Source organism: Shewanella sp. 10N.286.52.A9 (genome assembly GCF_041468985.1).
Lineage (GTDB): Bacteria > Pseudomonadota > Gammaproteobacteria > Enterobacterales > Shewanellaceae > Shewanella > Shewanella japonica.
The window spans coordinates 186,685-204,907 of record NZ_JBFRJQ010000005.1 but is presented as its reverse complement, the minus strand read 5'-3'; the positions used below and the strand labels follow the sequence as shown (position 1 = coordinate 204,907).

Here is an 18,223-nt window from a genome sequence, read left to right as displayed (position 1 = left end):
AATGTGTACAAAATACAAAAAAGGCTTTCGTAAGAAAGCCTTTTAATCAAACCCGATTAAGCACACAAATTGGTGACTTTTATTGCAAGACCACCTTGGCTGGTTTCACGATATTTCACATGCATGTCTTTACCCGTTTCATACATAGTCGCAATCACTTTATCTAAGCTCACTCTTGGTTCAGAATTACGACGTAATGCCATACGTGACGAATTAATCGCCTTCACCGATGCGATTGCATTTCGTTCAATACAAGGGACTTGAACTTGGCCCGCTACAGGATCGCACGTTAAGCCTAAGTTATGTTCCATACCAATTTCAGCAGCCATACAAACTTGCGCAGGTGAACCGCCCATTAACTCAGCTAAACCCGCAGCCGCCATAGAACAAGCAACACCCACTTCACCCTGACAGCCAACTTCCGCCCCAGATATCGAAGCATTCCGTTTGTATAGCGATCCCACAGCAGCTGCGGCTAAAAAGTAACGGCTACATTCTTTTTCACCGACCTTCTGTATGAATTTGTCATAGTAGGCCAACACCGCAGGAATAATCCCTGCTGCACCATTGGTTGGCGAGGTCACAACACGACCACCAGCAGCATTTTCTTCACTAACAGCCAACGCAAATAAATTGACCCAATCAATGATTTCCATAGGATCGGTACTGGTTCGCTCACAGCGAAGTAATTCACGGTGCAAGGCTGGCGCACGACGTGACACTTTTAATGGGCCAGATAACACGCCTTCTGTATGACAACCTTTTACAATCGCATCTTGCATGGTTTTCCATACAAGATTAAACCCACTATACATAGCTTCTTCCGAACGGAAGCACAGCTCGTTTTGCTTCATTAATCCGCTGATGCTTAAACCTGAATCTTTGCAGTGTGCCACTAGCTCATCAGCATAATTAAAGTGATAAGGCACCTTAACGCCACTGGAATGACTTTGAGTAAACTCACTTTCCTCAACGATGAAACCACCGCCGATAGAGTAATAAGTATTGGAATAAACACACTCATCGCCAATCCAAGCATGTAACGTCATGCCATTTTCGTGCAATGATAAGGTTGAGCGATGGAAAATCAAGGCATCACGAGGAAAATCAACATGGTGAATCGCATCACCTATAATGATTTCTTGGGTTTTCTCAACTTGGGTAATAAAAGGCTCAATACTATCAATATCAACCGTTTCAGGTTCATTACCCGCCAATCCCATGATGATCGCAATATCAGTATGATGACCTTTACCCGTTAATGATAATGATCCGTATACATCAACCGTGAATTTAGTAATTTGAGTTAGCTTGCCTTGCTCAATCAAGTCATCAATAAAACAATTTGCCGCTTTCATCGGCCCAACGGTATGTGAACTCGACGGACCAATACCAATCTTAAAGATTTCAAATGCACTAAACATATAATTTGCCTCAACGTTTACTGACCCTATCAGCAAACTAAAAACCGTAAGAAAGAGGAACCGTTATTGTTCCTCTAACCATGCTACACAACAGCCTTAATTATCAGAGTGTTAGCTCATTAGGCCGAATAAAATGGCTGTCATTGCCAATAAACCAGCAATCACAACAAACACATTACTGATGCGGCCACGGTAAGCTTTTAATGCAGGAACTTTATAAACGGCATACATTGGCATTAGGTATAAAATCGCCGCAATAATAGGGCCGCCCAACGCTTCAATCATGCCAAGAATACTTGGGTTAATAACCGCAACAATCCAAATACTGAAAAACATAAAGCCAAGAATAAATTTGTTGAGTTTGGCGTCTGATACTTCTTTATTGCTACTACGAAGTTGCTTAGTGATCATGCCTTTTAAACCTTCAGTTGCCCCTAAGTAATGACCAAAGAATGAAGAAATAATCGCAATGAACGCAATAATAGGACCAAAGTAACTAACAAATCCGCTTGAGTGAACGTTGGCAAGGTAAGACAGAATCGCTAAGTTTTGATCTTTCGCTTCAGCTAATTGAGCAGGGCTTAAAGACAATACGCACGAGAATACAAATAACATCACGAACCCAACCAGCATCATGGAGGTGTTACGTAAAATCACATCCGCTTTTTTCGAGGCATTATTGCCATGCTCACGTTTCAATGAAACAGAGAACTGTGAAATAGCAGGAGAATGGTTAAATGCAAACACTAATACAGGAATCGTCAGCCACACAGTTCCTAAGAACTCACCGGTAGAAGGCACAACTTGCAGTGCGTCCATCTTCCAATCTGGCATCAGGTAAAATGACATGAAAGCTAAAATAGCAACTAACGGGTAAACCAAAAACTGAGTCACTTTCAGCATGAATTTTTCACCCGCAACCATCACAGACATCATGCCAATAATTAACACTGCAGATAAAAGAATACGTGGCGGTGAAGCAAAGCCAAGTTGATTAACAATAAAACTATCAACAGTGTTGGTAATGCCAACACCATAAATAAGCACAATAGGGAAAATAGCAAAGAAATAAAGCACTGTAATGGCTTTACCTGCACTCACACCGAAATGTTCTTCAACCACTTGGGTGATATCGCTACCTGGATTTTTAGAAGAACATACAAAACGAGATAAACCACGATGAGCAAGGTATGTCATTGGGCCAATGATAATGGCCATTAACACTAACGGCCAAAATCCGCCCATTCCTGCATTGATAGGCAAAAATAAAATGCCTGCACCAACCGCGGTACCAAACAAGCTAAGCATCCAAGTCGTATCTTGGCGTGTCCAGCCTTTTACTGAAGTTTGCTCATCGTGAGCTGAAACTGCAACGTCCTGCGCATTGATTGAATCTCTTTGCATAATAATGACCCTATTAGGTATCTAATTTCACAGCGGAGAATATAGAATTCTAAATTGTGAAATATGATCTAGGTCATTTTTTACCCCGACTCACAAAAATTTTAACGCTATTTGAGAGCAAAGCACACAACTGGTACGATCAGTTATTCTAACTGGTAACACTTTAAGATAAATTGCTCAACAAAACATCTAATACAATAACACCTAATAAACCAGCAGCTCACACACAAGCACGGCTTAGGTTATACAATCAATAACCCATATAACGATTGCCATGCTTAACATAATGCCTCAACTATCATCTCTCAAAGAAAGGAAATGACGACTACCCTGTCCTAAGAGCCAGAATCTCAGTTAAATTGATAGGTTCATCATATTGGCTAAATTCAGTATTTTTTTGATCGATAGCGTAAATCGACATGCGATCAGCCAGTTCATTACCTTCAATGCCGATATGAGCAGCCACATGAGCAATATCAATCTGGCCTTTAATTGCGTCATATAATTCGTGTGCTTGTTGTATCACTTCAAGGTTAGCAATATCACCAGCAACTTTTCGCTTCCAACCTTTGGCTTTCCAACCATAGGCCCAGTTGGTAATACAATTAATGGAATATTGCGAGTCACTCAATATTTTAACGGTTTGCTTATCGTTTAAGGCTTTTTCAGCCACCAATAACGCTTGATACAAGGCATTTAGTTCCGCACTATTGTTAGTGCCATTAGGATTAAATAACCCATACCAAAGCTCACTCACTTCACCTTGGCGATAAACCGCCATTCCTGAACCCGCCTTACCAGGATTTGGCTCACAACCACCATCAGTAAAAACCATGACATCATGGCTGAAAAGATCAATATTCGTCGTCTTAATTGACTCTACTTTACTGGTACTTTGGCTGATACTTTTACCGCTCGCTTTTTTGCTAGCTGGCTTTCCAATACTACTTGAGGCTGCCCCCGCAAATGCCGCTTTAGCTTGCGCCTCAGTGGGAAACGACTTGTATTTGGCTTGAGGAAACTTATCCACCAACTTCTTGGTGTAATCCCAACTGGTAAAAATACCTGTCTCTCGACCTGACCAGACAACATAAAACTTCTTTGCCATGATGACTCTCTGTAAAATAGCGTAAGATACTTAATGCGCATCAGTGTAGCTTATGCCGCTACTAAAATAACTAATTGAATATAAAACTATGTCAAATCCTACTCAGCTTGAAACGCAGCCTCTGCATGATAAAAAATCAATTGGCGAGCAAACAATTGCACAACTGACCATTATTGTTGGTTCTAAAAATCCAGTAAAAGTGAATGCCGCCAAAGTCGCCTTCAGCCAATATTTCCCCCATCACCAAATACATTGCATTGGCAAACATGCTCCCTCTCTTGTTGCAGATCAACCCATGACCGAGCAAGAAACAAAACAGGGGGCAATTAATCGTGTTCAATTTTGCCAGTCTGAAGACTTAGCAAACACAATGGCAGAAACAAAAGCCGACTTTTACATCGCTATGGAAGGCGGGGTTGAGCATTTTGATCATGGCCCAGCCACCTTTGCCTATATGGCCATCATTCATCAGCAGCAAATATCTATTGGACGCAGTGCACTACTGCCATTACCAGCTCAAGTGTATCAATCATTACAACAAGGTGAAGAGCTTGGCCATGTGATGGATCGTTTATTTAATACTGACAACATCAAGCAAAAAGGTGGTGCAATTGGTCTGCTAACACAAGGGTTAGCAACACGAGAAAGTATTTATACCCAAGCCATTATTTTAGCAATGGCCCCCTTTATAAATGCCGAGATATTCAACAGTTAATTTGCTAACGGAATATCAAGCTTTTGTTTAACGCAAAAGCTTGATAACTTCAAAGTAACTGCATTCCATAGGAGAAATAAATGGAATATCAACGCATTCCTCATACCAGTCTTGATGTCAGTAAAATTTGCCTAGGCACTATGACCTGGGGAGAACAGAACTCACAACAAGATGCTTTTGAACAACTCGATTACGCCCTAAGTCGCGGTATTAACTTTATTGATACTGCCGAAATGTATCCCGTTCCGCCAAAAGCTGAATCTCAAGGCGAAACTGAACGAATTATTGGCCAATATTTATCTCAGCGTGGTAACCGCGATAACCTAGTGATTGCCACAAAAGTGTCTGCAGCCGGTGTAAAAAGCGACTTTATCCGACCTAATATGGCGTTAGATTGGGTAAATATTCATCAAGCAGTTGATGCATCGCTTGAGCGATTACAGGTCGATACGATTGATTTGTATCAGGTACATTGGCCAGACAGAAATTGTAACTATTTCGGCGAGCTTTTATATAACCATGATGAAGAAGAAAATCAAACGCCCATTCTTGAAACATTAGAAGCGTTAGCTGAAGTCGTTCGCCAAGGAAAAGTGCGTTATATCGGAGTATCAAATGAGACGCCTTGGGGGCTGATGCAATACCTTCGCCTTGCAGAGAAACACGACTTACCTCGAATCGTTAGCGTGCAAAATCCTTATAATTTACTGAATCGTAGTTTTGAAGTCGGAATGTCAGAAATTAGTCACCGAGAAGAGCTGCCTTTACTGGCATATTCACCGCTCGCTTTTGGTGCGCTAACCGGTAAATATGAAAATAACCAGTGGCCAGAAAAAGCCAGACTGACCTTGTTCAAACGATTTGCTCGCTACAATGCCACCTCAATGGCACTTGAAGCAACCCAAGCTTATATTGAGTTAGCTCGAGAGTTCAATCTAAGTCCAACACAAATGTCACTGGCTTTTGTAAATAGTCGACGCTTTGTTGCCTCTAATATTATTGGCGCAACGACGCTAGATCAGCTTAAAGAAAACATCGACAGTCTTGATGTAACCCTTAGCCCTGAATTATTGGCAAGAATTGATGAATTGTCTTTACGTTACCGAATGCCTTGCCCTTAATAAACTGCTTAATCGTTCATGCTAGACTTGCAATAAGCGCCACTTTCTATGAAGATCGTGGCGTTTCTATTTAGGGCTTAGCCCAATTTCTATTTATCGACAATGCTTGAATCCGCGCGAGTTATTTAAGGTTGGCGTTAATAAAGTGAGTTTGCAATGACGAAAGCTTTTGAACATGATGCGATTAGAGCCCAATTTCCCACCCTGTCTCAACAGATTGATGGGCAACCGTTATGTTATCTAGATACTGCGGCGACGAGCCAAAAGCCTCAGTCCGTCATCAATGCTGTGAATCAGTATTATCAACTAAATAATGCCAATGTTCACCGCGCAGCTCATCAATTATCAGCTCGAGCAACGCGCGACTATGAGGCTGTACGTAGCCAAGTTCAAGGGTTTATCAATAGCAATCGAGTCGATGAAATCATCTTTACTCATGGAACTACTGAGTCAATCAATATGGTGGCGCATGGATTAACTGCACAATTTGATAAAGACGATATTATCTTGGTCGATACAGCCGCCCATCATGCCAATATTGTCCCGTGGCAACAACTAGCAAAGCAAACTGGCGCCATCATTAAGCCAATCCCACTCAATGATGATTTAACGATCGATGTTGATGCGTATGAGCAGTTGCTGTCATTAGCACCCAAATTAGTCGCCCTAACCCATGTGACTAATGCATTAGGCACAGTTAACCCGATCATAGAATTAACTCAAAAAGCCAAACACGTAGGTGCCATCACCTTAGTTGATGGCGCGCAAGCCATCGCTCACTTTGCTATTGATGTTCAACAAATTGGTTGTGATTTTTATGTATTTTCAGGCCATAAAATGTATGGTCCAACAGGGGTTGGCATCCTCTATGGTCGCTACCAGATATTAAATGCCTTAACCCCGATGTTAACGGGTGGCGAAATGATCAAAACGGTCAGCTTTAACGGTACAGAGTTTGGTAGTTTGCCTAACAAATTAGAAGCTGGCACCCCAGCTATTTCTGCCGTCATCGGTTTAGGCGCTGCAATTAGTTTTATGAGTGACTTACCCAGTGATTTGGTTGAGCAACATGAGCAAACTTTACTGCACTACTTACAGCAACAACTGGCTCAGTTGGGTGACATAAGCCTCTATGGCGCTGGTCCTAATAATGTTGGAGTTGTCGCTTTTAACCTTGCTGGCGAGCATCATCAAGATGTGGGCATATTACTCGATCAGCAAGGTATTGCCGTACGGTGTGGCCACCATTGCGCCATGCCATTAATGCAGCATCTAAACCTTAAAGGCTGTTGTCGTGCATCCATTGGTTTATACAATAATAAGCAAGATATTGACCTATTTATCGATGCACTTCGTAAAGTTAAAGAATTACTGTTATAACTTAACCTTAACTCGCTTAAACCTTTACAGCTTAACCGTAATAGTATTTAGTCATTCCCATTGAGGCCTATTTTGAATCACGCAGCATCAGAAAACATACTCGTTGATACGCCAGATAAAAGCTGTTTTATACCATTAGATGACAAGGTTTCTCAGGCTGTTCTCGCCATACAACAGGCAACAAACTGGCAAGATAAATATCGCCAAATTATGCTGGTAGGTAAGGTACTTGCTCCATTAAATGAAACGTTTAAAGTAGAAGCCGCTCAAGTGAAAGGATGTGAAAGCCAAGCTTGGCTATATCACTATCAAGATGCAGATAAACACTTTTTTTGTGCTGACAGCGATTCACGTATAGTTAAGGGTCTTATTGCTATACTGCTCGATGCGACTCACGGAAAAACCTCTGCTGAAATTACTTCATTTGATTTAGAGCGTTATTTTTCACATTTAGGGCTAAGTGGCCAATTAAGCCCGTCGCGTACCAATGGCGTAACCGCCTTAGCCAATGCTATAAAGCAATTTGCCGCAACATAATCAGCTTCACATGATTACAAGCGTCTAAAAAGGAAACCACATGACAACAAGCGCTTGTAACCAAAGCCGACGACAACTTCTCAAGGGCATTGCCGCCGCCAGTCTTCTCTGCCCGCTTTACAGCTCTTCTGTACTTGCGCAATCAAATAAGCGCCTTTATATCGATGGACTTAGTTTTCTTCCTGATAACCTTGATGATGTGCGCGCATCAAAACTAGATGCGTACATTTGTGATATTTCTGATATTGAAGCGATTACTCAGCCCGATGGCACCACAAACTATAAACGCAGTTATAAAGCCTGCATTGCCAGCATTAAAGAAGCTCAGCAACGAGTAATAGACAATCCAGATATTTTATTACAGGGTCTCAGTGGGCGTGATATTGCTAGCGCCAGGGCTGAAAAACGCACTGCGGTTTACTTTCAAATACAAGGTGCCGATTGTGTTGAAGATGATAACTTTTCAGGTGAAGGTCAGCAGTGGCAGCGCTTAAATGAGTTTCATCAGCACGGATTACGGGTATTACAATTAACCCACCATTACGGAAATCGTTTTGCGGGGGGCGCATTAGATAATGACGGCAACCAAGGGTTAAACAAACCGCTAACTGATGACGGTAAACAGCTCATTAGTGCACTCAACCAGCGTAATATTCTTATAGATGTTAGTCATTCCAGTCCGCAAACAGCGTTAGATACAGCCAAAGCGAGCCAAATGCCCATAGTACAAAGTCACGGCGCTGTACGCTCTATTGTAAATAACGCCCGCTGTTCACCTGATGAGGTTATTAGAGCCATTGCAGATACTGGCGGCGTATTTGGGGTATTTATGATGAGCTTTTGGCTAACCAACGATCCTGTGCCCACAATTGATGATTATGTACGTCAATTAGATAGAGTTGCCAGAATCGGCGGGGTGAACGCTGTTGCGATTGCCAATGATTATCCGCTGCGAGGTCAAGAAAACCTGTTAGCGTTAGATAACAATAACGAAGAAGGTGTAAAGCAATACCACGAATGGTGGCAAAGTTTAGCAGCAAAAAATGTCTTGGGTTTTGAGAACCTGCCTCAGCATGTCGTGATACCGGAACTGAACCATATAGACAGAATGAGTCGAATCGATGATGCCTTAGCTAAAGCTCGCTATAAATCTAGCGATCGTGACCGCTTTTTAGGAGGCAACTGGCAACGCGTGCTTAATCAGGTGTTGATCTAACCCCCTTAATCGATGTTCAAAAATGCGCTAATACATACCCAATGCTGGGTTAATCCCCAGCATCATCCCCCACCATTTTGCCTAATAGGCTATTTACTTTCTGACTAAATGACTAATAGGCTAAATAAGTAAATTTCTTTATTCCAAGAATCCCCCTTTAGAATAACGTTAAAATAGCAACCCTCAACGTTAATAAAACGCGAGTTGAAACAGTCATCTATATTTTTTCCTTTCAAAAAGAATCTACTTTCAAATGCCTCTGTATTAATTATTGACAATTCTAAATATCAAAAACAATCATTTCATTTTTTGAAATTCATTTTATATTGCAACATTTTTCATTGGTTTAAATAATAACAATAAAATTTATACTTACATCACATTAATAGCAGTTTTTAATAGATTAAATATTGTTTTCTTTGAATTTTTATACCTAAACGATATAAAAAACGAACATAGCAAGGCATATAGCACCAGTTACTAATTTAACATTATAAAACATAGACCTAGCTCAAAAAATCACATAACAAAATGATGCAAAGCGCAAATTTAAACATCAAAAAATGGATTTTCTGTGTATAAATTTACATAAAAATGACTGTCTCATATTCTAATAAAACAAAAGTTATTATTTACAAAAACTTGTTATGAATATGAATTCAAGTACTTTAAAAACAATCTTTGGGCTATTTTTATATAGCATTTTAATCACACAAGTTAATGCTCAAGAGATGAGAACTGTTCATGGAAAAACCATGGGAAATAAGTATAAGGTCTCTTGGACAGCAGAAAAAATCACACCAGCTCATATGGCAAACATTCGAGCACAAATAGAAACTCGTCTCGAAAGCGTCAATCAATCAATGTCTACTTGGCGTGAAGATTCTGAAATCAGCCAAATTAACCAAACACCTAAAAATACGCCTATCACTATCAGTCGAGACATGAAATACGTCATGACAGAGGCACTGCGCATTGCTGAATTAACAAACCATACATTGGACGTAACCGTTGCGCCATTAGTTAATTTATGGGGGTTTGGGCCAGACGGTAAAGCAACCGAAGTCCCGACTCAAAAAGCCATCGACAATGCCAAGCAATACGTTGGGATCCAACATATTAAAATCGAAAACAATCAACTGACAAAAACAATTGATGGCTTAGAGATTGATCTGTCTTCAATTGCCAAAGGCTTTGGAGTCGATGTCGTTGCCGATGTAATGGAGCTGAATGGTATTCACAATTACCTTGTCGATATCGGTGGTGAATTACGAATAAAAGGACTTAACGCTGAGCAACAAGCATGGAAAGTCGGAATCGATAAACCTTTTGCTTACTCAACGGGGCAAATGGAAATTATTAATCCAGGAAATGCAGCCGTCGCCACCTCGGGTGATTACCGTAAGTACTTCGAGAAAAACGGCCACCACTTCTCTCATTTAATTGATCCACGCTCAGGTAGACCCGTTGCTCACACTGTGGTTTCAGCCACAGTAATTGAAAAATATTCTATGACAGCAGATGCATTAGCAACAGCATTTATGGTGCTCTCTGTCGAAGAATCATTGGCTATCGCCAATGAACACCAAATCCCAATCATGATCATTGAGGATAAGTTTGGCAAGTTGATTACTCACCATTCTGAGAGCTTTAAAAAATATATAAAAGAATAGTTATCAAACTATTAATAGGGGAAAAACGATGAAAAAAACTTTTAAATTAAGCGTTCTTTGTATCGCTATGCTTGGCCTAACTGCGTGTAGTGATGATGACACTGATACGTCAGGTCTTGAAAACCAAATTGAGCAATTAGAAGCTCAAAACGCTGAGCTAAATACTAAAAATACAGAACTAACAGCAGCAAATGATTCTTTAGTAGAAGACAATGCAAACTTAGTGACTAAAGCGGATGAATTACAAACTAAGGCCGTTGGTTATATTTCTACTTTTGCACACCAATGTGCTGAAGAAGGCGTTAACTTTGATTATATCGACCCAAATGCACCAGCAGATGAAGAGCCACTTGTAGCGGCATTCGCTTCTGCAATGGCATCTGATGACTGTATGAGCTGCCATAACTATGAAGGTAGCGACCCTGCTAATGTTCCACATGGCGATTACGGTACTTGTAGTAACTGTCATGATAATCCACATGATGAAACGCCGCCGGTAGATCCAGGCGATCCACAAGATCCAACGTTCCCACAACCTGAGCCAGATGACACATTAGTCGATGGTAAAACAGGTGCATCAGGTTCGTTCTACTACGGCACTGGCTCATTCTTAAATGCCGATTACCTAGCTCAACGCTTAAATGGCAGCATTTACAACTACGAGTGGAAAGAAGTGTCAGATGGTAGCGGCGCTAAAACACTGAAAACAGCTTGTGGCCTTCAAAACCGTGAATACATGGCAGACATGTTCCCGAACGATGGTAAAGAATACCAATTAAGCGCAATCAAAAACCAAATGGGCGCTAAATTAGTCACTACAGTAAACAAGTTTACTGATGATGAAACAGCTGAAATGGTAGAAACACCAAACGTGGCGATTTTCGGCTACGGTATGAAGCTTGAAGACGACGGAAACTATTATGTTTCAATGAGTATCGGTAAAAACAATACTTGTTATAACGCTGTCACTGAAGGTGAAACTCGTTTAGCTTACTATGAATACTCTCCGATGCTTTCAGCCAAATTTGAGCGCAACATGGGTGCACGTATCTTAGGTACGATTGATTACGAGCGTACTGCACTTAAAGGCTTTGATTGGGTCACTGAAGTTCCTGGTCTAGGTGCTGGCGAAGACTTTACTCCATCAGATGTTGATTGGACAAAAGTAGGTGCATGTTCACTGGTTATTAAAGTTGATGGCATTATTCCACTAGGTTAATAACCCAAAGTAATACGATTACAATATATATCGTTACTGTAAGCGCTTCTGTCACTCCCTCAGAAGCGCTTTTTTATGTGTACAAGTACGTGCTGAGCTTTTACCAACCACGCTTTGTAGCCTCTTCACAACGTCGTTAATTTACTCCCTGATACGCTATTAAATAGCATGTCGTTAAAAGCCATTTTGTAGTGGCTTTCAAACCGACAATTGAATCAACAGATCTATGCCAGAAACTCACGCAAGAGACTCATGCAAAAAAATCATGCGAGAAACTCACGTAAAAATCTCATTCAAGAGACTCAACCGAAGTGCTATATCGAGGAACTACATTAAAAAGCTGTATTGAAGAACTTAAATGGAAGGCTTAAGTGAAAGGCTTAAATAAGAAGCTTAAGCAAATCCGATGTTACCCATTAGACATAATTATCACTTCAGCCAAGTATGAGACATAAAAAAGCTGAAACCTCAGTTTCAGCTTTTGATTTTACTTTGTAACTTAATGGTTAATCACCAAAGTCATCAAGTAGAATATTTTCTTCTTCAACACCTAAACTTTCTAGCATGTTAATGACAGAAGAGTTCATGATTGGAGGGCCACACATATAGAATTCACAATCTTCTGGGGCTTTGTGGTCTTTAAGGTAATTCTCAAGCAGCACCGTATGAATAAAGCCTGTGTAACCTTGCCAATTATCTTCCGGTAAAGGATCTGACAGTGCGACATGCCATTCAAAGTTTTCATTTTCAGCTGCTAATGTATCAAAATCATCTTGATAGAAAATTTCTCTCGCAGAACGTGCACCATACCAGAATGACATCTTACGTTTGGTCTGCTTACTTTTGAGCTGATCAAAGATATGTGAACGCATGGGTGCCATACCAGCACCACCACCAATAAACACCATTTCAGCATCGGTCTCTTTAACAAAAAACTCACCAAATGGTCCTGAAATCGTGACTTTATCACCCGCTTTCAGATTAAAAATGTACGAAGACATTTGCCCAGGTGGTAAATCATTTGTTGGCGGAGTAGCAATACGTACGTTCAACATAATGGTTCCCTTTTCATCAGGGTAGTTGGCCATTGAATACGCACGTAAAACATCTTCATCGACTTTTGATACTAAGCTAAATAGATCAAAACGCTCCCAGTCATCTCGATATTGGTCAGGTATATCGAAATCAGCATATTTCACTTCGTGAGCTGGTGCTTCAATTTGAATGTAGCCTCCAGCTTTAAAGTGAACCTCTTCACCTTCAGGTACCTTTAGCAGTAACTCTTTAATAAAGGTGGCTTGGTTATTGTTTGAGACGACTTCACATTGCCACTTTTTAACACCAAATATCTCTTCGTCTACTTCTAGTTCCATGTCAGTTCGCACAGCAACCTGACAAGCTAAACGACAACCTTCTTTAGCTTCTTTTTTCGTTATGTGGTCAAGTTCAGTAGCCAGAATATCTCCGCCACCAGACTTAACTGTCACACGACATTGGCCACATGTGCCACCACCGCCGCATGCAGACGGAATAAAAATATTCTGTCCAGCAAGGGCGCCTAACAATTTGTCACCAGCTGGAGTGCGAACACTCTTATCAGCCTCACCATTAATCCCAATGGTGACATCGCCAGTGTTAACTAACTTACTTTTGGCGAATAAAATTACCATTACCAGCAAACTTACCACGATGGTAAACATGCCTATGCCGATTGCCATTTCCATTAAATGTACCTTCTCAACAATGTGTCATTACTCAGAGAATTCGAGTTCACTTTTGTCACTATCTTTTTTGCCAGCATTACAGCGTGATACCAGCAAATGACATAAACCCTAGCGCCATTAATCCAGTGGTAATAAAGGTAATACCGATACCTTGTAAGCCAAGTGGAATCGCATGGAATTTCATCCGCTCACGTAAGCCCGCTAACAAGATAATCGCCATTGCCCAGCCCACAGCACTACCACCAGCAAACACCATAGATTCAACTAAGTTGTAATCGCGGTTCGCCATAAAAATTACCCCAGCAAAAATGGCACAGTTTACTGTTAAAAGTGGTAAGAAAATCCCCAGAGACTGGTACAAGGTTGGAATATAGCGCTCTAAAAACATTTCCAAAATTTGTACTAACGCTGCAATAACCCCAATAAAGGTAATCAACTGTAAGTAACTAAGGTTTAACTCAGGAAAGCCAGCCCAAGCTAATGCACCTGGCGCAAGTACGTTAACGTATATGACCTGGTTTAACGGCACAGCCAACATCATCACCACGATAACGGCAATCCCTAAACCGAAAGAAGTCGACACTTTCTTAGATACAGCAAGAAACGTACACATACCTAAGAAAAAAGACAGCGCCATATTGTCGATAAACGCAGCTTGAATAAATAAATTAATATAATGTTCCATTGCCATTACCCTCTCTTACGCTGCACAACATTGATGGCCCAAATCATCACGCCGATCAAAAAGAATGCGCTAGGCGGTAAGGTGAACATTTCATTTGCCAAATACCAACCACCGTTTTCAATGGTGGTAAATATTTCATGACCAAATAAGGTCCCACGCCCCAACAGTTCACGAACAAATGCGACACCCAGTAAGATAACGCCATATCCCATAGCATTACCGAGGGCATCAACCAAGGCGAGATGCGGTGGGTACTTCATCGCAAATGCTTCAGCACGTCCCATGATGATACAGTTAGTGATAATCAAGCTGACAAAAACAGATAACTGCTTAGACAACTCGTATGCCACATCTTGAAGTACCATGTCGACAATGATGACCAAAGAAGCAATCACAGTCATCTGCGCAATGATCCGCACACTGTTTGGGATAAAGTTGCGAATGGTCGAAATGATTAAGTTAGATGACACCAGTACAAATGTCACCGCAAGCGTCATCACTAATGCCGTTTGCATAGAGTTACTGACAGCTAGAGCAGAACAGACACCCAATACTTGCATCGCAACAGGGTTATTAGCAAAAATAGGCGATGTTAAAATCTGCTTAGTAGAAATAGCACTACTCATGACTTAGCCTCCGCTTGAGCAAACTGCTTAAGAAAGGTTTGGAAACCTTCTACTCCAAACCAAAACTCAACCGCGCGCTGAATACCGACACCAGTTCGAGTCGCTCCACTCACGCCATCAACCCCATGAATGTCACCTTCTTTAGCGCCACCTTTGACGACCTTGATAGCAATCTTGCCTTGTTCATCAAATAGCTGTTTGCCTTTCCATAAGTCAGTCCATTGTGGATCGGTAACAAAGTCAGCAATACCAGGTGTTTCACCATGTTCGTAGAAAATGATATTTTCAACCGTATTCAAATCAGGCTTGACGGCTAAATAGCCATAAATCATCGACCATAAACCTTTGCCATATATAGGCATAACGACGCTCGATAAGCTGCCTGATTCATCTCGAACTTCAAAAATTCGGATGTTATCCGCACGAGTCTTAATCTTGGCGGTATCTTTTTTAGGCTTAGATGAACTATCAGGATTGATTGCCGCCATGCGGTCATCGAAATCAAGTAGGTTTTCTTGTGCGACATATTCACCAGAATCCAGATTCACCATCTTAGGTGTCACTCGCTCGGCAAAGAGTTCGCGAAAATCGCCATTACTGATATCAACATTGGCTGCGCGCAACACAAATTGCTGTATTTCATCTCGTTTTTTGGCCAACTTACGTTCTTTGAGAATTTCAGCGGTCCCGGTAATCATAAACGAACACACTAAACTCAAACTGATGATAAATATCATCGTGCCTGCGACAGTATCTTTCTTAAAGGCCATGACGTTTTAGTCTCCGTTTAATGTTGGCTTGAGCCACCAGATAATCGAATAGCGGTGCCCATAAATTCGCAAACAAAATCGCTAACATAATGCCTTCAGGAAGTTTTACGTTTAGTACTCGTATCAGCACAGTCATAAAACCAATTAATGCGCCGTAGGCATATTTGGCATTGCGCGTGTATGAAGCGGTCACAGGGTCCGTTGCCATAAACATCATGCCTAAGGCAAAGCCACCTGTCACAAGGTGCCATGTCCACGGCATTGCAGCGATAGAGTTTTTGCTAGGGCCAACAAGATTGAATAAAATCGCCGTGGCAATCATACCTAACAACACACCAGCGACCACTCGCCAATCAGCAACACGAGTCAGTAATAACACGCCACCACCAATCAAAATGGCTAAGGTGCTTGTTTCCCCAATCGAACCAGGAGTAAAGCCTAAAAAAGCATCCATCCATTTAGGATCTGACAGCGCACCTAACCAACTGACATCAGTGTAAAGGTTTGCGCGACTCGCTGCAGCTTCGGTTAATGTGGTAGCGCCAGCGAAGCCGTCTACCGCAACAAACTGACTAATTGCAGCCACTTCTGTCGGATATGCAAAATAAATAAAGGCGTAACCCGCTAAGGCAGGATTTAAGAAGTTATACCCCATGCCGCCAAACATCTCTTTCGCGACAATCACCCCAAAGCACACGCCAATAGCAATAATCCACAACGGTGTTGAGACTGGCACAATAATCGAGAACAACAAGGCTGTGATGAAAAAGCCTTCGTGAAGTTCTTGCTTACGCATTTTGGCAAAAATCACTTCCCAAAATAAGCAAACGATTAATGTGGCGAGATAAATTGGTACATAGTAGCTGGCACCATAAGCAAACAAACTCAGTAAGCCTGATTCACTTGTCAGTGGTCCAAAAACCGCATTAAAAATAACTAATTGCCAACTATCAGGTTGAGTAGCACCTGCCGCTATGGCGATTTGAGCTTGAAGCCCTAAGTTGTACATGCCAAAAAGCAGCACAGGCAGTAAACACATACCCACAATGTGCATAGTACGTTTGACGTCAATAGCATCACGTACATGTACTTTACCCTTGGTGCTTCGGCCACGTGCAATCCATAAAGAGCGCAAATAGCTTTTCATCGAGTGCCCGTGAGCGTAATACTGCTCTTGCTTACCCGGTTTATTTTGTTGCTGACCCATTAACCTTCCCTCTCGATAATATCCAAGCAAGCACGTAACTCTTTACCGAAGTCATACTTTCCGGGACAAACAAAAGTGCATAACGCTAAGTCTTCTTCGTCTAATTCTAATGCGCCTAATAGCTGAGCTTCATCAGTATCACGAACCACTAAATCTCTGACGAGTAAGGTAGGTAAAATATCCAAAGGCATCACACGTGCTAATTGGCCAAACGCCATCATTGCCCGTGGTGAGCCCCCCGCATGAGTGGTGAAATCGAATAGCTTTTTCGTGCGGCTAAAACCCGACATCATAATGCCAGTAAGGGAGAACTTTTCTTTATTGCGTCTCACCCACGGCAAAAGCTCATGGCGAGCATTTTCAGTTAACACGCTAACTTGGGTGTGATAACGACCTAAGTAGTTATAAACCCCTACAGCAGTATGACCTGAGAGCACAGATCCCGACACGACTCGAGACTGAATATCTTTGATTTCTTTCTCTACCATTTCACCTAAATCGGCACCAAGCTGGGTACGAATCAATCGTGGGTTTAACACATTGGGGCCCGCTAACGCGACAACACGTTCGTTGAATAACTCACCAGTTTGAAATAGTTTGCCAAACGCAATGACATCTTGGTAACCAATATGCCAAACCACATTTTCAATGTTTACAGGATGAAGAAAATGAATATGCGTGCCCACAAGACCTGCAGGATGTACCCCACCAAACTGGTGTGAATCTACTTGCTGAGCATCACTGCCGGGTAAACTCGCGCCTTCATCATGACAGAGCATGACTTTGCCATCAGTTAACCGAGACAGTACTTGTAAGCCTTGACTGAATGCTGCCTCATGCTCTGCAATCACAATGCGTGGATCCGCCGCTAATGGATTGGTATCCATCGCAGTGACAAAAATTGCACTCGGAGTTGCATCAAGGGCAGGAATACGTGAAAAAGGACGGGTGCGAAGTGCAGTCCACAAACCGCTATTGACGAGATTACTCTTTACCTTATCCCGAGATAAAGCCAGCACATCATCAGCAATGTCAAAACTCACCGACTCGTCGCCTTCACAGCGAATAACAACAGATAATAATACGCGTTTTTCACCGCGATTAATGCTGATGACTTCACCACTTGCTGGTGCTGTGAATTTTACTCCTGGTGTTTTTTTGTCTTCAAAAAGTACCTGGCCTTTTTTGACCATATCCCCTTCTTCAACCAGCATAGTCGGTTTTAAACCAACGTACTCTTCACCAAGAATTGCTACTCTCGACGTCGCTTTTATTGATTCGATGACTTGTTGCGGTTCCCCCGCGATAGGCACATCAAGGCCTCGTTTAATTGTTATAACCTGATTTGAGGATCCAGCCATTACTTGTAACCTTTAAAATTCAGATACCACATATTAAATAAATTTGTGAGCTA

The 18,223-nt window shown here is 41.6% G+C and carries 16 protein-coding genes; 7 read left to right on the top strand and 9 right to left on the bottom strand.

The window, feature by feature from the left end; genetic code table 11:
• Positions 1–56: 56 nt before the first annotated feature.
• The 3 genes from AB4128_RS04965 to AB4128_RS04955 form a co-directional block, all read right to left on the bottom strand.
• Positions 57–1,424, bottom strand: a complete 1,368-nt coding sequence (locus AB4128_RS04965) for an L-serine ammonia-lyase (protein ID WP_372037137.1) — start codon at positions 1,422–1,424, stop codon at positions 57–59.
• 111 nt (positions 1,425–1,535) lie between these two features.
• On the bottom strand, positions 1,536–2,828 hold the full coding sequence (locus tag AB4128_RS04960) for a serine/threonine transporter (RefSeq protein WP_055025148.1): 1,293 nt from the start codon (positions 2,826–2,828) through the stop codon (positions 1,536–1,538).
• Between the two features lie 325 nt (positions 2,829–3,153).
• Positions 3,154–3,936, bottom strand: a complete 783-nt coding sequence (locus AB4128_RS04955) for a ribonuclease H family protein (RefSeq protein WP_192021502.1) — start codon at positions 3,934–3,936, stop codon at positions 3,154–3,156.
• An 88-nt stretch (positions 3,937–4,024) separates the two neighbouring features.
• Between AB4128_RS04955 and yjjX the strand changes: the two genes are divergently transcribed.
• From yjjX to AB4128_RS04920, 7 genes are all read left to right on the top strand, one after another.
• Positions 4,025–4,651 (top strand): inosine/xanthosine triphosphatase, encoded by a 627-nt coding sequence (gene yjjX, locus AB4128_RS04950; RefSeq protein WP_080916608.1) that lies wholly within the window; start codon positions 4,025–4,027, stop codon positions 4,649–4,651.
• Positions 4,652–4,731: 80 nt separating this feature from the next.
• The gene (locus AB4128_RS04945; RefSeq protein WP_372037134.1) at positions 4,732–5,772 is read left to right on the top strand and encodes an NADP(H)-dependent aldo-keto reductase; all 1,041 of its coding nucleotides are present in this window, start codon (positions 4,732–4,734) and stop codon (positions 5,770–5,772) included.
• A 156-nt stretch (positions 5,773–5,928) separates the two neighbouring features.
• Positions 5,929–7,152: a cysteine desulfurase gene (locus tag AB4128_RS04940; RefSeq protein ID WP_372037133.1), complete on the top strand. Its 1,224-nt coding sequence runs from the start codon at positions 5,929–5,931 to the stop codon at positions 7,150–7,152.
• Between the two features lie 129 nt (positions 7,153–7,281).
• The gene (locus AB4128_RS04935; protein ID WP_372037178.1) at positions 7,282–7,689 is read left to right on the top strand and encodes a SufE family protein; all 408 of its coding nucleotides are present in this window, start codon (positions 7,282–7,284) and stop codon (positions 7,687–7,689) included.
• 40 nt (positions 7,690–7,729) lie between these two features.
• On the top strand, positions 7,730–8,905 hold the full coding sequence (locus AB4128_RS04930; protein WP_055025143.1) for a membrane dipeptidase: 1,176 nt from the start codon (positions 7,730–7,732) through the stop codon (positions 8,903–8,905).
• A gap of 755 nt (positions 8,906–9,660) precedes the next feature.
• Positions 9,661–10,578: an FAD:protein FMN transferase gene (locus AB4128_RS04925; protein ID WP_372037131.1), complete on the top strand. Its 918-nt coding sequence runs from the start codon at positions 9,661–9,663 to the stop codon at positions 10,576–10,578.
• Positions 10,579–10,606: 28 nt separating this feature from the next.
• Entirely contained in the window at positions 10,607–11,797 is a 1,191-nt protein-coding gene (locus tag AB4128_RS04920) for a hypothetical protein (RefSeq protein ID WP_055025141.1), read from the top strand.
• A 506-nt stretch (positions 11,798–12,303) separates the two neighbouring features.
• Here AB4128_RS04920 and nqrF read toward each other — a convergent pair.
• The 6 genes from nqrF to AB4128_RS04890 form a co-directional block, all read right to left on the bottom strand.
• Positions 12,304–13,521: an NADH:ubiquinone reductase (Na(+)-transporting) subunit F gene (gene nqrF / locus AB4128_RS04915; RefSeq protein ID WP_065109533.1), complete on the bottom strand. Its 1,218-nt coding sequence runs from the start codon at positions 13,519–13,521 to the stop codon at positions 12,304–12,306.
• A gap of 76 nt (positions 13,522–13,597) precedes the next feature.
• The gene (gene nqrE / locus AB4128_RS04910) at positions 13,598–14,206 is read right to left on the bottom strand and encodes an NADH:ubiquinone reductase (Na(+)-transporting) subunit E (RefSeq protein ID WP_055025195.1); all 609 of its coding nucleotides are present in this window, start codon (positions 14,204–14,206) and stop codon (positions 13,598–13,600) included.
• 5 nt (positions 14,207–14,211) lie between these two features.
• Positions 14,212–14,832: an NADH:ubiquinone reductase (Na(+)-transporting) subunit D gene (locus AB4128_RS04905; RefSeq protein ID WP_055025139.1), complete on the bottom strand. Its 621-nt coding sequence runs from the start codon at positions 14,830–14,832 to the stop codon at positions 14,212–14,214.
• A complete protein-coding gene (locus tag AB4128_RS04900; RefSeq protein WP_211029540.1) occupies positions 14,829–15,602 on the bottom strand; it encodes a Na(+)-translocating NADH-quinone reductase subunit C in 774 nt (257 codons plus the stop codon). Before AB4128_RS04900 ends, AB4128_RS04905 begins: the two co-directional genes overlap by 4 nt.
• Positions 15,592–16,809, bottom strand: a complete 1,218-nt coding sequence (locus AB4128_RS04895) for an NADH:ubiquinone reductase (Na(+)-transporting) subunit B (protein WP_372037129.1) — start codon at positions 16,807–16,809, stop codon at positions 15,592–15,594. Before AB4128_RS04895 ends, AB4128_RS04900 begins: the two co-directional genes overlap by 11 nt.
• Positions 16,809–18,170 carry a Na(+)-translocating NADH-quinone reductase subunit A gene (locus AB4128_RS04890; RefSeq protein ID WP_055025136.1) on the bottom strand — a complete coding sequence of 454 codons (1,362 nt, stop codon included), beginning with the start codon at positions 18,168–18,170 and terminating at the stop codon, positions 16,809–16,811. Before AB4128_RS04890 ends, AB4128_RS04895 begins: the two co-directional genes overlap by 1 nt.
• Positions 18,171–18,223: the final 53 nt, after the last annotated feature.

Excerpts from the sequence above, each read along its gene's own strand:
- AB4128_RS04965 (WP_372037137.1), bottom strand. The coding sequence starts at position 1,424 with ATGTTTAGTGCATTTGAAATCTTTAAGATTGGTATTGGTCCGTCGAGT.
- AB4128_RS04960 (WP_055025148.1), bottom strand. The coding sequence starts at position 2,828 with ATGCAAAGAGATTCAATCAATGCGCAGGACGTTGCAGTTTCAGCTCAC.
- AB4128_RS04955 (WP_192021502.1), bottom strand. The coding sequence starts at position 3,936 with ATGGCAAAGAAGTTTTATGTTGTCTGGTCAGGTCGAGAGACAGGTATT.
- yjjX (WP_080916608.1), top strand. The coding sequence starts at position 4,025 with ATGTCAAATCCTACTCAGCTTGAAACGCAGCCTCTGCATGATAAAAAA.
- AB4128_RS04945 (WP_372037134.1), top strand. The coding sequence starts at position 4,732 with ATGGAATATCAACGCATTCCTCATACCAGTCTTGATGTCAGTAAAATT.
- AB4128_RS04940 (WP_372037133.1), top strand. The coding sequence starts at position 5,929 with ATGACGAAAGCTTTTGAACATGATGCGATTAGAGCCCAATTTCCCACC.
- AB4128_RS04930 (WP_055025143.1), top strand. The coding sequence starts at position 7,730 with ATGACAACAAGCGCTTGTAACCAAAGCCGACGACAACTTCTCAAGGGC.
- AB4128_RS04925 (WP_372037131.1), top strand. The coding sequence starts at position 9,661 with ATGGGAAATAAGTATAAGGTCTCTTGGACAGCAGAAAAAATCACACCA.
- AB4128_RS04920 (WP_055025141.1), top strand. The coding sequence starts at position 10,607 with ATGAAAAAAACTTTTAAATTAAGCGTTCTTTGTATCGCTATGCTTGGC.
- nqrF (WP_065109533.1), bottom strand. The coding sequence starts at position 13,521 with ATGGAAATGGCAATCGGCATAGGCATGTTTACCATCGTGGTAAGTTTG.
- nqrE (WP_055025195.1), bottom strand. The coding sequence starts at position 14,206 with ATGGAACATTATATTAATTTATTTATTCAAGCTGCGTTTATCGACAAT.
- AB4128_RS04905 (WP_055025139.1), bottom strand. The coding sequence starts at position 14,832 with ATGAGTAGTGCTATTTCTACTAAGCAGATTTTAACATCGCCTATTTTT.
- AB4128_RS04900 (WP_211029540.1), bottom strand. The coding sequence starts at position 15,602 with ATGGCCTTTAAGAAAGATACTGTCGCAGGCACGATGATATTTATCATC.
- AB4128_RS04895 (WP_372037129.1), bottom strand. The coding sequence starts at position 16,809 with ATGGGTCAGCAACAAAATAAACCGGGTAAGCAAGAGCAGTATTACGCT.
- AB4128_RS04890 (WP_055025136.1), bottom strand. The coding sequence starts at position 18,170 with ATGGCTGGATCCTCAAATCAGGTTATAACAATTAAACGAGGCCTTGAT.